The organism is Rhodocaloribacter litoris, assembly GCF_011682235.2.
GTDB classification, from domain to species: domain Bacteria; phylum Bacteroidota; class Rhodothermia; order Rhodothermales; family ISCAR-4553; genus Rhodocaloribacter; species Rhodocaloribacter litoris.
This window is the reverse complement of sequence record NZ_CP076718.1, coordinates 647,633-659,872: the sequence shown is the minus strand read 5'-3', so window position 1 is coordinate 659,872 and position 12,240 is coordinate 647,633. Positions and strand designations below refer to the sequence as shown.

Here is a 12,240-nt window from a genome sequence, read left to right as displayed (position 1 = left end):
GCTTCAGACTTGCGCAAGCGTTTTTTAAACTACGGCATCGCACCTGCCGGTGCAATGAACCGCCGGAAAACACATACGCTCTTCAAGTGCTGCTCGAACGCCTCGCACCCGCCAAGATCAACCTGGGCCTGCACGTGCTGTGCCGCCGGCCGGACGGCTACCACGACCTCGAAACCGTTTTTCTCCGTATTGGCTGGGCGGACCGGCTGGCGGCCCGGCCCGGCGCGGACCTGCGCATGACGTGTTCGGACCCGGCCCTGCCCACCGACGAGCGCAACCTGTGCGTGAAGGCGGCGCGGGCGCTGCAACGGGCCTTCGGCGTCACGCACGGCGCGGCGCTGCATCTGGAGAAGCACGTGCCCTACGGCGCGGGCCTCGGTGGCGGGTCGAGCGATGCGGCCGCCACCCTGCTCCTCCTGTCCGACCTGTGGGACCTCGACGCGCCGCCGGACCGGCTCCATGCCCTCGCCGCCGGGCTGGGTTCCGACGTGCCCTTTTTCCTCGGCCCGGAGGCCGCCTTCGCCACCGGGCGCGGCGAACACCTGACCCCCCTCATGGATCCGGCCACCGGCACCCCGTACCGCTTTCCGTTCGCCCTGGTGGTGGCCGTGCCGCCCGTGCATGTGGCCACGGTAGAGGCCTACCGGCTCGTCCGCCCCCGCGCCACGGGCCGCCCCGACCTGCGCGCCGTCGTCACGTCGAACGACCTGGCGCGCTGGCGGGCCGAACTCGTCAACGACTTCGAGGCGCCCGTGATGGCGGCCTTTCCCGGCATCCGCGCCGCCCGCGAGGTGCTGCTGAAGGCAGGGGCGGGCTATGCGGCCCTCTCGGGGTCGGGCGCGGCGGTCTTCGGGGTCTTCGAGGCGGAGGCTGCCGCCCGTGCCGCCGCCGAAGCCGCCCGGCAAGCCGGCTGCCGGGTCTGGACCAACGTAGCGCCGTAACACTGGGCGCGCGTTCGCCGAAAAAGAACGGGGCCGGCTCCGCGAACGGAGCCGGCCCCGAAGAGGCATGAGGGGAGTTGTGGAGACCTGTTTCAGGTTTCGGCGCGCCGGCGGGCCTCGTATTCGGCTTCGAGCTCGAGGGCGGCCTGTAGCAGCCGGTCCTTGAGCGGGGCGAGTTCGTCGTGCTGGGCGATGTAGCGGGTCATGGCCTCTTCGAGCGAGGACTCGCGGGTGACGACGGTGCGGCGCTGCCGCTCGGCAGGGTCCACGGTGCGCTCGATGGAGGCGATGACGTGGGCCGTTTTGAGGGCTTCGCGGATGCGGGGCACGTCCACGAGTGCCGCCTGGTCTTCCTCGATGTGGTAGCGCACGCGCACGATGGCGTCGGCGACCTCATGCCGGGCGAGGGCCGTCAGGATGACCTCCGTCGGGTCGGCGGCCCCGCGGGCGTCCACCTGCACGTGCACGAAGGGGCGGGCGGGCGTCTCGACGAACCGGTAGGTGGTGCGCTTGCCTTCGGGCGTCGTCTCGATGTCGACGAGGAAGAAGCCCTTGCGGTCCTCCCACTCCTTGAACGAGATGCGTTCGATGCTGCCGCAGTAGACCACGGGGGGTGTGTTGCCCTCGTTGCGGTCCTGCGGCCGGTGGATGTGGCCGAGGGCCACGTAGTCGAGGCCGGGCCGGGCCAGCTGGGCGGCGGTGAACTTGGGCTCGTGTTCGATGAGGCTGGTGCGTTCCGAGCCGGCCAGTTCGGCCCCCTGTACCGTCAGGTGGGCCGCCAGCACCGCCGGGACGGCCGGGTCGAGGTCCTGCATCATCAGGTCCAGGTATTCGAGGTACTTCGCCTCGATGAAGGCGCGGATCTCGGCGGGCGACTTCTTGCGGTGCTCCTCGCGCGAGAGGAGCATGCTGCGGATGGGCCAGGGGAGCGCCAGCAGTTGCACCGGGCCGCGCTTTGTCCGGATCGTTTGCATGTCCGGCTTGCGGAAGACGTGGACCTCGCCCTGGATGAAGCTGAAGATGTCGAGCGCGGAGGCCTTGCCGAAGGAGACGGGATGGTCGTGGTTGCCCACGATCATGGCGATGGGGATGCCCCGCTCGGCGATCGGCTGGAGGCATTCGGCGAAGGTGCGCTGCTGCGTGGGGGTCGGGTCGGCCGTTCGATAGGCATCGCCGCAGAAGAGGAACAGGTCGATGTCCTCTTCGAGGGCCCGCTCGACCATAAAATCGAAGGCACGCTTGAAGTCCAGCAGGCGGGTGTTCAGCCCCGTTTCCGGGTCGATGCGGCCGTAGGTGTTACTGCCGAGGTGGATGTCGGCCGTGTGGAGGAGCTTCAAGGTTCGGCGTTCGGACGGCAGGTTGACGGTTGGGATTTCGCGTTTCGGGGGGTTACCAGCTGATGCGGTCCCGGTCGCGGTGCCGCTCGGGCTGCGGTACGGGCAGGCCGAACTCTTCGGGTGCGGGGAAGCGGGTTTTGCTGACGAGGTCGCCCGCCCGGGTGGCCCGCCGGAAGAAGTCGCCCACGAGGAAGAGGGCATTGTGGGCGCCCTGTCCCCAGTAGTTGCTGCGGAAGGCGATGCGGCGGTCGTTGAAGCCGACCCAGGCCCCGGTGACGAGTTCGGGATGCATCAGGACGAACCAGCCGTCGGCGCTGTTCTGGGTGGTGCCCGTCTTGCCGGCCAGGTCGTATTCGCCGAGCCCGAACTGGGTGCGGATGCGGATGCCGGTGCCTTCCTGGATGACGGCCCGCAGCATGTCGACCATGGTGTAGGCGGTGGCCTCGGAGAGGGCTTCCTGCGGGGCCGGCTCGGCCTCGAAGAGCACGTTGCCGTTCCGGTCCTCGATGCGGGTGATGACCACCGGCTCATGGTAGAGGCCGCCGTTGGCGAGGGTGCCGTAGGCGGCGGTGAGCTCGAGCAGCGTCACGTCGCTGGTGCCCAGGGCCAGGGCCGGCACCTCGTCGAGCGGGCTCTTGATGCCCATGCGCCGGGCGAAGAAAGCGACTTCCGGAGGGCCGATCTCGAGCATCAGCCGGGCCGTGATGGTGTTGAGCGAGCGGGCCAGGCCCTGCCGGAGCGTCATCATCTCGCCGGTGGAGCCGCCGGTGTTTTTCGGGCTCCACACGTTGCCGGCTGCGTCCACGTATTCGAAGGTCGAGTCCGGCAGGGTGTAGTAGGGCGACCAGCCGTTGTGGATGGCAGCCGTGTAGACGAACGGCTTGAAGGTGGAGCCGGGCTGCCGGCGCGTCTGGGCGACGTGGTCGTTCCAGTCTTCCTCCATCTTACGCCCGCCGACCCAGGCTTTCACGTGCCCGGTGCGCGGGTCGAGCGCCACCAGGCCCGCCTCCAGGCGCGTCTTGTTCGTCTTGAGCGAATCCATGAAAGCCCGGTTGCGGCGGAGCGAGTCCAGGGCGGCTGCCGGGCCGAGGCCGCTGCGGCGCAGGGCCGCAAAGCGGGGGGTTTCGCGGATGAACTGGTCGACGAGCTCTTTCTGGGAGGACCAGAAGTGGGCGAACGGCTCGAAGGTGCCCTTCTTGGCCAGGTAGGGTTCGACGTCGAGGCCGAGGCTGTAGCCGGAAGGACGGCTCCACTCGTAGTCGACGACGGCCTGCAGGCCTTCCATCTGGGTGAGGACGGCCTGGGTGGCCAGTTCCTGCAGGCGGGCGTCGAGCGTCGTGTAGATGACGAGCCCGTCCGTGTACAGGTCGTGGCCGTGTTGCCGGGCCCAGGCCTCCACCCGTTCGCCGACGTAGCGGGCGAAGTGGGGGGCCAGGCTGTTGGTGATGGCGGCCGAGTGGTATCTGGCCCCGACGGGCTCGTCCCGATGGGCCAGGTAGTAGTCTTCACTCAAATGGCCGTGTTCGACCATCAGCCGCAGCACGACGTTCCGGCGCTGCCGGGCATTCTCGGGACGGGTGACCGGGTTGTAGATCGTCGTCCCCTTGAGCATGCCGATGAGGGTGGCACTCTGGAGCGGGTCGAGTTCCATCGGGCTCGTGCCGTAGAACGTGCGGGCGGCGGCTTCGATGCCATAGGCGTTGTACCCGAACTCGACCGTGTTCAGGTACATCTCGAGGATCTCGCGTTTGGTGTAGCGGCGCTCCAGCTCGATGGCGGTGATCATCTCCTTGAGCTTGCGTTCGATGGTCACGCGGCGGCCGATCTGCTCGTTGTAGAGGTTGCGGGCCAGCTGCTGCGAGATCGTCGAGCCGCCCTGCCGGTCGCCCAGCAGGGTTTTGGCGACGGAGACGACGGTACGGAACAGGTCGATGCCCCAGTTTTCGTAGAAGCGATGGTCTTCGGTGGCGATCAGGGCGTTGATGACGTGGGGTGAGATGTCTTCGAACGCCACCCAGGTGCGGTTCTGCCGGGCGTAACGGGCCAGCTCACGTCCGTCGGCGGTATAGGCCACGGAGGCCAGTTGAAAGTGCGGGTTTTCGAGCTGCTGGAGCGAGGGGAGCTCGTCCCAGATCAGCACCGTGTAGAAGCTCAGGAAAAGCGTGACGGCGAGCAGCAGGCCGGCGATCGCGGAGAGGGCCATCGCGGCCTGGGCCTTGCGGGTATCCCGGAAACGCCGGTGGAAATAGCCGGCGATGCCGCGCCGGGGCGGGCCGGTACGGCCGTTGCCGTTCGACCGGAGGCCGTGACGGGCTTCCGGGCTCTTGAAGTACCGGTCCAGCTCTTCTTCCGTGTAGGGCCAGTTGGACATGGTGGTGAAGGGATAGGGGCTCGGTGGCCGAAGGGACACAGCGGCTCACCGGGAGGGTCGGGGGTTGAATGCTACAGGGCAAGTACCGTTCCAACGCATGAGCCGGGGGCCGCGTTCGTCGAGGAGGCCGAAGGTGCGTTCGTCCCGCCAGCTGCCCAGGTTCAGGTAATCCCCCTCGGGCCAGCGGACCTGTTCGGGGTGGTGGCTGTGGCCGAGGATGACCAGCTCGGCAGGGGTGGTGGCAAGGATACGGCGGGCGTGTTCGCGCAGGCCGGTGATGGTTTCCTCGCTGACCTGCTGGTGCCCGAAGCGGTTCTTCACCCACCGGGCCAGTCCCAGCCCCAGGTCCCCGGGGAGCAGGGTCCGGTACAGCCGTACGGGTACGGGATGGCGCAGGATCGGGCGGAGCCGCCGCTGGAGGCGGTCCGCCGGGGCCAGCCCGTCGCCATGGGCCATGTAAACGTTGCGGCCGAAGAGCGGTTCGTGCAGGGCGTCGAAAACGACGCGGACGCCCAGTTCCGAGGCGAAGTAGTCGCGGTGCCAGGGGTCATGGTTGCCCACCAGGTAGGTCACGGGTACGCCCCGTCCGGTCCATTCGGCCAGGAGCGCCTGAAACCGCACGAAGCCCTTCGGGACGAGGTGGCGGTATTCGATGTAGGCATCGAACACGTCGCCGACGAGGTAGAGCCCTTCGACCGCCGTTTCACAGGCCCGCAGGCAGGCTACGAGCTCCTGCTCGTGAAGCCGTTCGGTGGCCGCGCCGGCCCGGCCGAAGTGTATGTCGGAGATGAAAAGGATCAAAGGAAACCGTGGGGGGGTGAACGATCGTGGAAACCGGATGCCGGGTCGGGGCGTGTGGAGCCCGCGCCTGCAACCCGAAGGGGGGGCGGGCACTATAAGGTCTGGCCGGGGTGCCGTTCCGCCCGGCGCCCTCCCTCTTCAGCTTCAACGCGAGTGCATGTACGATACGTATCAGCCGCCGACCCGGTTTTCCGTCTTTCCGCCGATCATCAAGAATCTGCTGATTCTGAACGGGCTCTTCTTCATGGCCGGCCTCGTGCCGACGACGCAGGATCTCCTGCTTCGCTGGCTGGCCCTCTGGCCGCTCGGGACCCCGGACGTCGTGCGTACCTCCCTCGGGCTCGAAGTCGTTCCCGGCTTCTGGCCCTGGCAGCTCGTCACGTACAGCTTTCTGCACGGCGGCTTCGGGCATCTGTTCTTCAATATGTTCGCGCTGTGGATGTTCGGCGTGCAGATCGAGAACACGTGGGGGTCCCGGCGTTTCGCCATTTTTTACTTCGTCTGCGTGATCGGTGCGGCGCTGTGCCAGCTGGTGGTTTCGTGGGGCGATCCGGTGCCCATCGTGGGCGCCTCGGGCGGCGTCTTCGGTATTCTGCTGGCCTTCGGGATGATGTTTCCCAACCAGCCGATCTATCTGTACTTTCTTTTCCCGATCAAGGCCAAGTGGTTCGTCATCGGGTACGGCCTGATCGAGCTCTGGGCCGGGATCGCCGGCACGCAGACGGGGGTGGCCCACTTCGCTCACCTGGGCGGCATGCTTTTTGGCTTTGTGCTGATCCAGTACTGGCGCGGCAAGCTGCCGGTTCGACCCGCCCGGCGGATGTACTGGTGAGGTCGGTCTGCCCGGCTCCGGCCGCCGGAATACCAAAACCTTCCTTTGCCTCTCGGGTAATAGGCAGGGAATGATTCGCTATGACCGTGTTGGATCGAGCCGTGTTGCCCGTCGTACAGGAGGCGGGGCGTGTTTTTCCCGCCCCCGGGCCGTACGAGCCGCGCAACCCCTGACTTTCCGAAAGTGACGTGAACCGATTTCAGGCCTGGTATCGCGTACAGCCACGGGCGCTGCGGGCGCTGCTGACGATCAATGTCGTCGCCTACGTGCTGTGGCAGGTCCTGCTGATTCATTTCGATGTGACGCGGCGCTTCGTGGTGGAACACGTGGCGCTCAACCCGGCGTTTCCGGGCATCCTGCTCGAGCCGTGGCAGCTCGTCACGTATGGTTTCTTGCACCTGGAGCCGGGGTTCTGGGGGCTGATCCACATCCTGTTCAACATGCTCTGGCTGGTGTGGATCGGGCGGGAGTATGAGGAGCTGCACGGGGCGCACCGGCTGCTGGCGGTGTACCTGCTCGGCAGCCTGGGCGGGGGGCTGCTGACGGTGTTCCTTCACGCCCTTTTTCCCTCGGTGGGCGCCTTCGGCGGTATCGTGCACGGGGCCTCGGCCTCGGTACTGGCGGTGCTGACGGTGGTGGCCGTGACCTATCCGTACAAGAGCATCGCGCTGCTGTTCATCGGCACGGTGCGGCTCATCTATGTGGTTATCGGTTTTCTGGCCCTCGACATCCTGTTCCTGGCCGGGGGCGGCACGTCGGTTTCGGCTCACCTGGGGGGCGCGCTCTTCGGCTTCCTCTTTGCCCGCGCCGAGGCCGGGGGGATCGACCTGTCCTCCTGGGCGCGGCTCTTTTTCCGGAGCCGCCGCCCGCGGCGGGCGTCCACACGACGCGATATGCGGGAGGGTGAGGGGCTGCTGGGGCAGGTGGAAGCCTGGCTGGCCTCGCGCCGGGCCGAGAGAGCCGGGCAGCCGGACGGTCCGGCCCGGCCCGCGTCCCCCGGCGTGCGTGAACCCCTCACGGACGCCGACGGCAACTCGCTCGAAGGCGAGGTGGACCGCATCCTCGACAAGATCAGCGAGCAGGGCTACGACGCGCTCACCGACGAGGAGAAACGTATCCTCTACGAAGCCAGCCGCCGGTAACGAGCAATGAGTCGAAGCGCGGCTGCACGACGCCTGCTCTGGCGGGGTTTTCTGGTGTTCGACGGCCTTCTCGTGCTGCTCTTTGCGGCGGGCTACGCGGCGCGGTACGTGCATCCGCGGCAGCTGTGGTGGCTCCAGCTCGTCGCCGTGGGCCTGCCCTACCTGGCGGTCCTGATCGTTGCCGCGACGCTGGTCACGGCCCTGCGCCGGCGGCGGGGGCTGCTGGCCGTTCACCTGGTGCTTCTCGTGCTCGCGGCCGTGCGGTTCGCGCCCCGCGCAGGGTTCGGGGCCGTCGCCGGTCGGATGCCCGCCTCGCCGGCGGAGGCCGCCTCCCCGGCCCTCACCGTGATGACGTTCAACCTGGGATGGGGCGGGCACCTGCGCGGCGACCCCGCACGCCCGGCGGCGCTGGCCGCGCTCGTCCGGGCCGCCGGGCCGGACGTGGTCGCGTTCCAGGAGGCGGAGATGACCTTCAGCCGCCGGCCCGCCGGGGTGCGCCCGGCCGCCTACTACGCCCCGCTGATCGATTCGCTGGGCTATCGAACCCGGGTGCCGGATGGGTCGACCCGCCACGTCTCCAAGCCGGTCCTGGCCCGATGGCCCCTGGATCGCCTGAACGAGCGTGCCTTGCGGATGAACGGCGGCGAGGTCTCGGAACTGGTGCGCGTGGTATTCAGCTGGCAGGGACGGCAGGCCGTCCTCTACAACCTCCACCTGCAAAGCTACGGGGCCCGCAAGCCCTGGCACGACGGTGCCTTTCAGGTGCTGAACCCGGCCTCCTGGCTCAGCTTCGCCCGGCAATACCGGGCGGCCATCCTCGCCCGGGCCTGGCAGATCGAGCAGGTCCGCCGCCTGATCGACACCGAGACGCTGCCGGTGCTCGTCTGTGGCGACTTCAACAACACCCCGGACAACTGGGGCTACCGCGAGCTGACGCGCGGCCTGACAGACGCGTTTGCCCGGGCGGGCCGCGGCTGGGGCGCGACCTTCCACGCCGGGCTGCCCCTGTTCCGCATCGACTACGTGCTGGCCGGACCGGAATGGGTGGTGGAGACGGCGCACGTGCCACCGGTGCGGCTCTCCGACCACCGCCCGCTCGTGGTGCGGCTGCGGTGGCGGGACCCGGGCAATTCTCGTTGAAGACCGCACCCGGGCAGACCGGGGCGGGCCGCGAGGCCGAACCCCGGCGAACCGCGCGGGTATAGAGGGCACATTCCACCGGAAAACCAATCCTTTGACGAAGAGCGCGTTATGGAACGACCTCGCCGGAAATCCCGTCCCGTGCAGGTGGGGAACGTGCAGATCGGCGGCGGTGCGCCGATCTCGGTGCAGTCGATGACCACGTCGAAGACGCACGACGTGGAGGCCAGCCTGGCCGAGATCCGACGCCTGGCCGAGGCCGGCGCCGACATCGTGCGCGTGGCCGTGCCGCGCCCCGAGGATGCCGACGCCCTGCGGGACATCGTGCAGGGCAGCCCCGTGCCCATCGTGGCGGACATCCATTTCAACTACCAGTACGCCCTCAAGGCCATCGAGGCGGGGGTGGCCAAGGTGCGCATCAACCCGGGCAACATCGGCAAGGAGGAATGGGAGCGCGAGGTGCTGCTGGCGGCCAAAGAGGCCGGCATCCCCATCCGCATCGGCGTCAACTCCGGCTCGCTCGAGCGCGACCTCCTCGACAAGTACGGCTACCCGCAGCCCGAGGCCCTCTTCGAGAGCGCCATGCGGCACGTCGAGATCTGCCGGAAGCACGGCTTCGAGGACCTCGTCATCTCGGTCAAGCACTCGGACGTGTTCTTCATGATCCAGGCCTACCGGCTGCTGGCCGAGCGCACCGACTACCCGCTGCACCTGGGCGTGACGGAGTCCGGCTCCTTCAGCACGGGCTCGATCAAGAGCGCCATCGGCATCGGCGCCCTGCTGGCCGACGGCATCGGCGATACGATCCGGGTCTCGCTGGCGACGGACTCGGTCAAGGAGGTGGAGGTGGGGCACCAGATCCTGAAGGCGCTGCGCCTGGGGCGGCCCGGCGTGAACATCATCGCCTGCCCCACGTGCGGCCGCCTCACGGGCGACCTGTTCTCCATCGTCAATGAGGTGGAGGAGGCCGTCAAGAAGCGGCGGTTCACGAAGGACCTGAACGTGGCGCTGATGGGGTGTGCGGTCAACGGGCCGGGCGAGGCCGCCGGCGCGGACCTGGGCGTCTCGCTCGGGCGCGGGCGGGCCCACCTGTTCAAGCGCGGCAAGATCGTCCGCACCGTGCCGGAGGACCAGATCGTCGAGGCGGTGCTGGAGGCCATCGAGACGTGGGAGGAGGAAGAACCGGCTCCCGAAACCCCTGCGTGAGTGGGACAGCGGCATTCCCTCCATCAAGAAAGCAGGTCACGGAGCCATCGATTTATCTCGGCGTGATCAGGGGAATCACGTCCCGTTCATGCTTGCGGTAAATGAGAAAATCGGAATCCACGGTCAGCAGTGCGCTGTCCGGGTACAACTCGCTCATCCGTACCATGCATGCATCGGCCAGGTCCATCGGTATGTCCCGGTAACGCTGCAAGAGGTTCTTGAGCGCGTCGGCTTCCTTTTCCATGTGGAATCCGACGCGCAGTGCGCCTGCCGACACCAGTTCCATCACAGCCTCCGGATAGCCGCCGCTACGATACAGGACATACGCGGCTTCCGTCAAAACGGCTTCGCACGTCAAAAATCCGTCAAAACGGCTTCGCACGTCAAAAAGGGGAGGGGAAGGGTACTGAACTGCTCATAGGCCCACCCGAAAAATGCGTCCTTCTCACGAAGATACGCGACAATCGGCCCCGTATCTGCAAGAATTACCGGCATCGCTATAGTGAACGTTCGCCAAACCCTTCGAGGTACTTCTTATTGGACGAAGCATCAGAGGGGCCGCCTTTGATGATGCCGGCGAGGTGCTTGATACGGTCAAAGGGTACGCGTTCGGCGTCATGCATCTGGGCCGTATCCTGGTACGCAGCAGGTAGATCTTCCTCCAGCTCCCGCAGGAACCGTCGAACGAAGTGCTCCTGCACGGCTGCCGGGAGCCGTTCCAGGCGCCTGATGAACTGCTGCATGACCGGATTCATGGTGTATTCCTTGCCATGGTTGGGGCGGATGATACACCAGGTTCTACGCACCATGGCGCCGGGGGTGCCGTGGCGCTGATGGGGTGTGCGGTCAACGGGCCGGGCGAGGCCGCCGGCGCGGACCTGGGCGTCTCGCTCGGGCGCGGGCGGGCCCACCTGTTCAAGCGCGGCAAGATCGTCCGCACCGTGCCGGAGGACCAGATCGTCGAGGCGGTGCTGGAGGCCATCGAGACGTGGGAGGAGGAAGAACCGGCTCCCGAAACCCCTGCGTGAGTGGGACAGCGGCATTCCCTCCATCAAGAAAGCAGGTCACGGAGCCATCGGCTATCTCGGCGTGATCAGGGGAATCACGTCCCGTTCATGCTTGCGGTAAATGAGAAAATCGGAATCCACGGTCAGCAGTGCGCTGTCCGGGTACAACTCGCTCATCCGTACCATGCATGCATCGGCCAGGTCCATCGGTATGTCCCGGTAACGCTGCAAGAGGTTCTTGAGCGCATCGGCTTCCTTTTCCATGTGGAATCCGACGCGCAGTGCGCCTGCCGACACCAGTTCCATCACAGCCTCCGGATAGCCGCCGCTACGATACAGGACATACGCGGCTTCCGTCAAAACGGCTTCGCACGTCAAAAAGGGGAGGGGAAGGGTACTGAACTGCTCATAGGCCCACCCGAAAAACGCGTCCTTCTCACGAAGATACGCGACAATCGGCCCCGTATCTGCAAGAATTACCGGCATCGCTATAGTGAACGTTCGCCAAACCCTTCGAGGTACTTCTTATTGGACGAAGCATCAGAGGGGCCGCCTTTGATGATGCCGGCGAGGTGCTTGATACGGTCAAAGGGTACGCGTTCGGCGTCATGCATCTGGGCCGTATCCTGGTACGCAGCAGGTAGATCTTCCTCCAGCTCCCGCAGGAACCGTCGAACGAAGCGCTCCTGCACGGCTGCCGGGAGCCGTTCCAGGCGCCTGATGAACTGCTGCATGACCGGATTCATGGTGTGTTCCTTGCCATGGTTGGGGCGGATGATATACCAGGTTCTACGCACTATGGCGCCGGGGGTGCCGTGGCGCTGATGGGGTGTGCGGTCAACGGGCCGGGCGAGGCCGCCGGCGCGGACCTGGGCGTCTCGCTCGGGCGCGGGCGGGCCCACCTGTTCAAGCGCGGCAAGATCGTCCGCACCGTGCCGGAGGACCAGATCGTCGAGGCGGTGCTGGAGGCCATCGAGACGTGGGAGGAGGAAGAACCGGCTCCCGAAACCCCTGCGTGAAACGGGCACGGGACCGGTGACCCGAAACAAAAAACCCGGTGGACCCGCAGGCCCACCGGGGTGTGCGATGCATCCAAGACGGGTGTCAGGGGGGCGTATCGCACGGTGGGCGACCGGACCGGCCGCCGCACCGGGAAGCAGGCGGAGGCTCAGTCACCGGTGTTGTGGTTTTCACCGCCACCGGTGACGCCAGTGTTGTGGTTTTCACCACCGCCTGTGACGCCAGTGTTGTGGTTTTCACCACCACCGGTGACAACGCTCGTGTTGTGGTTTTCACCGCCGCCGGTGACGCCCGTCAGGCTGTCGGTGCAGCCCGTCATGGCCACCACCAGCAACAGGGCGCTCAAGAGTGAAAGGAACTTCTTCATGGTAACTCCTCCGGTTTGTCGTAAACTGCTAGCAGTTCCGGCAAAGTTTGCCGGTGACGTCCCTGGCGGTGCAGCC

The 12,240-nt window shown here is 66.8% G+C and carries 15 protein-coding genes; 7 read left to right on the top strand and 8 right to left on the bottom strand.

All coding sequences use genetic code 11. From position 1 onward, the window contains the following. The first annotated feature begins 86 nt into the window (after window positions 1-86). Window positions 87-941 (top strand): 4-(cytidine 5'-diphospho)-2-C-methyl-D-erythritol kinase, encoded by an 855-nt coding sequence (locus GQ464_RS02725; protein WP_166980487.1) that lies wholly within the window; start codon window positions 87-89, stop codon window positions 939-941. A gap of 92 nt (window positions 942-1,033) precedes the next feature. On the opposite strand, the gene GQ464_RS02720 is transcribed toward GQ464_RS02725, so the two are convergent. The 3 genes from GQ464_RS02720 to GQ464_RS02710 are packed head-to-tail and all read right to left on the bottom strand — an operon-like array spanning window position 1,034 to window position 5,450. After that, window positions 1,034-2,278, bottom strand: coding sequence for a metallophosphoesterase family protein (locus GQ464_RS02720; protein WP_166980489.1), 1,245 nt, complete (start codon window positions 2,276-2,278; stop codon window positions 1,034-1,036). 52 nt (window positions 2,279-2,330) lie between these two features. Beyond that, complete coding sequence (locus GQ464_RS02715; protein ID WP_166980491.1) at window positions 2,331-4,649, bottom strand: penicillin-binding protein 1A; 2,319 nt, start codon at window positions 4,647-4,649, stop codon at window positions 2,331-2,333. Between the two features lie 45 nt (window positions 4,650-4,694). After that, window positions 4,695-5,450 carry a UDP-2,3-diacylglucosamine diphosphatase gene (locus GQ464_RS02710; RefSeq protein WP_166980493.1) on the bottom strand — a complete coding sequence of 252 codons (756 nt, stop codon included), beginning with the start codon at window positions 5,448-5,450 and terminating at the stop codon, window positions 4,695-4,697. 157 nt (window positions 5,451-5,607) lie between these two features. On the opposite strand from GQ464_RS02710, the gene GQ464_RS02705 reads away from it, so the two are divergent. The 4 genes from GQ464_RS02705 to ispG all read left to right on the top strand — a co-directional run bounded on the left by GQ464_RS02705 (window position 5,608) and on the right by ispG (window position 9,770). Beyond that, on the top strand, window positions 5,608-6,282 hold the full coding sequence (locus GQ464_RS02705; protein WP_166980495.1) for a rhomboid family intramembrane serine protease: 675 nt from the start codon (window positions 5,608-5,610) through the stop codon (window positions 6,280-6,282). 188 nt (window positions 6,283-6,470) lie between these two features. Then, complete coding sequence (locus tag GQ464_RS02700; protein WP_166980497.1) at window positions 6,471-7,424, top strand: rhomboid family intramembrane serine protease; 954 nt, start codon at window positions 6,471-6,473, stop codon at window positions 7,422-7,424. Between the two features lie 6 nt (window positions 7,425-7,430). Continuing rightward, complete coding sequence (locus GQ464_RS02695; RefSeq protein ID WP_166980499.1) at window positions 7,431-8,564, top strand: endonuclease/exonuclease/phosphatase family protein; 1,134 nt, start codon at window positions 7,431-7,433, stop codon at window positions 8,562-8,564. Window positions 8,565-8,675: 111 nt separating this feature from the next. After that, window positions 8,676-9,770, top strand: a complete 1,095-nt coding sequence (gene ispG / locus GQ464_RS02690; protein WP_166980501.1) for a flavodoxin-dependent (E)-4-hydroxy-3-methylbut-2-enyl-diphosphate synthase — start codon at window positions 8,676-8,678, stop codon at window positions 9,768-9,770. Between the two features lie 52 nt (window positions 9,771-9,822). Here the strand turns inward: ispG and GQ464_RS02685 are convergent, their stop codons facing one another. Both GQ464_RS02685 and GQ464_RS02680 read right to left on the bottom strand, forming a co-directional pair. After that, window positions 9,823-10,152, bottom strand: a complete 330-nt coding sequence (locus tag GQ464_RS02685; RefSeq protein WP_228350538.1) for a PIN domain-containing protein — start codon at window positions 10,150-10,152, stop codon at window positions 9,823-9,825. A gap of 115 nt (window positions 10,153-10,267) precedes the next feature. Next, a complete protein-coding gene (locus GQ464_RS02680) occupies window positions 10,268-10,579 on the bottom strand; it encodes a hypothetical protein (protein WP_228350792.1) in 312 nt (103 codons plus the stop codon). A gap of 24 nt (window positions 10,580-10,603) precedes the next feature. Here GQ464_RS02680 and GQ464_RS02675 point away from each other — a divergent pair, with 24 nt between their 5' ends. Further along, entirely contained in the window at window positions 10,604-10,798 is a 195-nt protein-coding gene (locus GQ464_RS02675; protein ID WP_341481826.1) for a flavodoxin-dependent (E)-4-hydroxy-3-methylbut-2-enyl-diphosphate synthase, read from the top strand. A gap of 51 nt (window positions 10,799-10,849) precedes the next feature. On the opposite strand, the gene GQ464_RS02670 is transcribed toward GQ464_RS02675, so the two are convergent. Next, window positions 10,850-11,263, bottom strand: coding sequence for a type II toxin-antitoxin system VapC family toxin (locus tag GQ464_RS02670; protein ID WP_228350536.1), 414 nt, complete (start codon window positions 11,261-11,263; stop codon window positions 10,850-10,852). A 2-nt stretch (window positions 11,264-11,265) separates the two neighbouring features. Further along, on the bottom strand, window positions 11,266-11,511 hold the full coding sequence (locus GQ464_RS02665; RefSeq protein ID WP_228350535.1) for a hypothetical protein: 246 nt from the start codon (window positions 11,509-11,511) through the stop codon (window positions 11,266-11,268). A 90-nt stretch (window positions 11,512-11,601) separates the two neighbouring features. Between GQ464_RS02665 and GQ464_RS02660 the strand changes: the two genes are divergently transcribed. Beyond that, the gene (locus GQ464_RS02660; protein WP_341481826.1) at window positions 11,602-11,796 is read left to right on the top strand and encodes a flavodoxin-dependent (E)-4-hydroxy-3-methylbut-2-enyl-diphosphate synthase; all 195 of its coding nucleotides are present in this window, start codon (window positions 11,602-11,604) and stop codon (window positions 11,794-11,796) included. A gap of 149 nt (window positions 11,797-11,945) precedes the next feature. Here GQ464_RS02660 and GQ464_RS02655 read toward each other — a convergent pair whose 3' ends face one another. Continuing rightward, window positions 11,946-12,164, bottom strand: coding sequence for a hypothetical protein (locus GQ464_RS02655; RefSeq protein WP_166978120.1), 219 nt, complete (start codon window positions 12,162-12,164; stop codon window positions 11,946-11,948). Window positions 12,165-12,240 lie beyond the last annotated feature (76 nt).

Bases quoted from the DNA above. Each gene is read 5' to 3' on its own strand.
- GQ464_RS02715 (WP_166980491.1), bottom strand. From the start codon at position 4,649: ATGTCCAACTGGCCCTACACGGAAGAAGAGCTGGACCGGTACTTCAAG.
- GQ464_RS02705 (WP_166980495.1), top strand. From the start codon at position 5,608: ATGTACGATACGTATCAGCCGCCGACCCGGTTTTCCGTCTTTCCGCCG.
- GQ464_RS02695 (WP_166980499.1), top strand. From the start codon at position 7,431: ATGAGTCGAAGCGCGGCTGCACGACGCCTGCTCTGGCGGGGTTTTCTG.
- ispG (WP_166980501.1), top strand. From the start codon at position 8,676: ATGGAACGACCTCGCCGGAAATCCCGTCCCGTGCAGGTGGGGAACGTG.
- GQ464_RS02680 (WP_228350792.1), bottom strand. From the start codon at position 10,579: ATGGTGCGTAGAACCTGGTGTATCATCCGCCCCAACCATGGCAAGGAA.
- GQ464_RS02675 (WP_341481826.1), top strand. From the start codon at position 10,604: ATGGGGTGTGCGGTCAACGGGCCGGGCGAGGCCGCCGGCGCGGACCTG.
- GQ464_RS02670 (WP_228350536.1), bottom strand. From the start codon at position 11,263: ATGCCGGTAATTCTTGCAGATACGGGGCCGATTGTCGCGTATCTTCGT.
- GQ464_RS02665 (WP_228350535.1), bottom strand. From the start codon at position 11,511: ATGCAGCAGTTCATCAGGCGCCTGGAACGGCTCCCGGCAGCCGTGCAG.
- GQ464_RS02660 (WP_341481826.1), top strand. From the start codon at position 11,602: ATGGGGTGTGCGGTCAACGGGCCGGGCGAGGCCGCCGGCGCGGACCTG.
- GQ464_RS02655 (WP_166978120.1), bottom strand. From the start codon at position 12,164: ATGAAGAAGTTCCTTTCACTCTTGAGCGCCCTGTTGCTGGTGGTGGCC.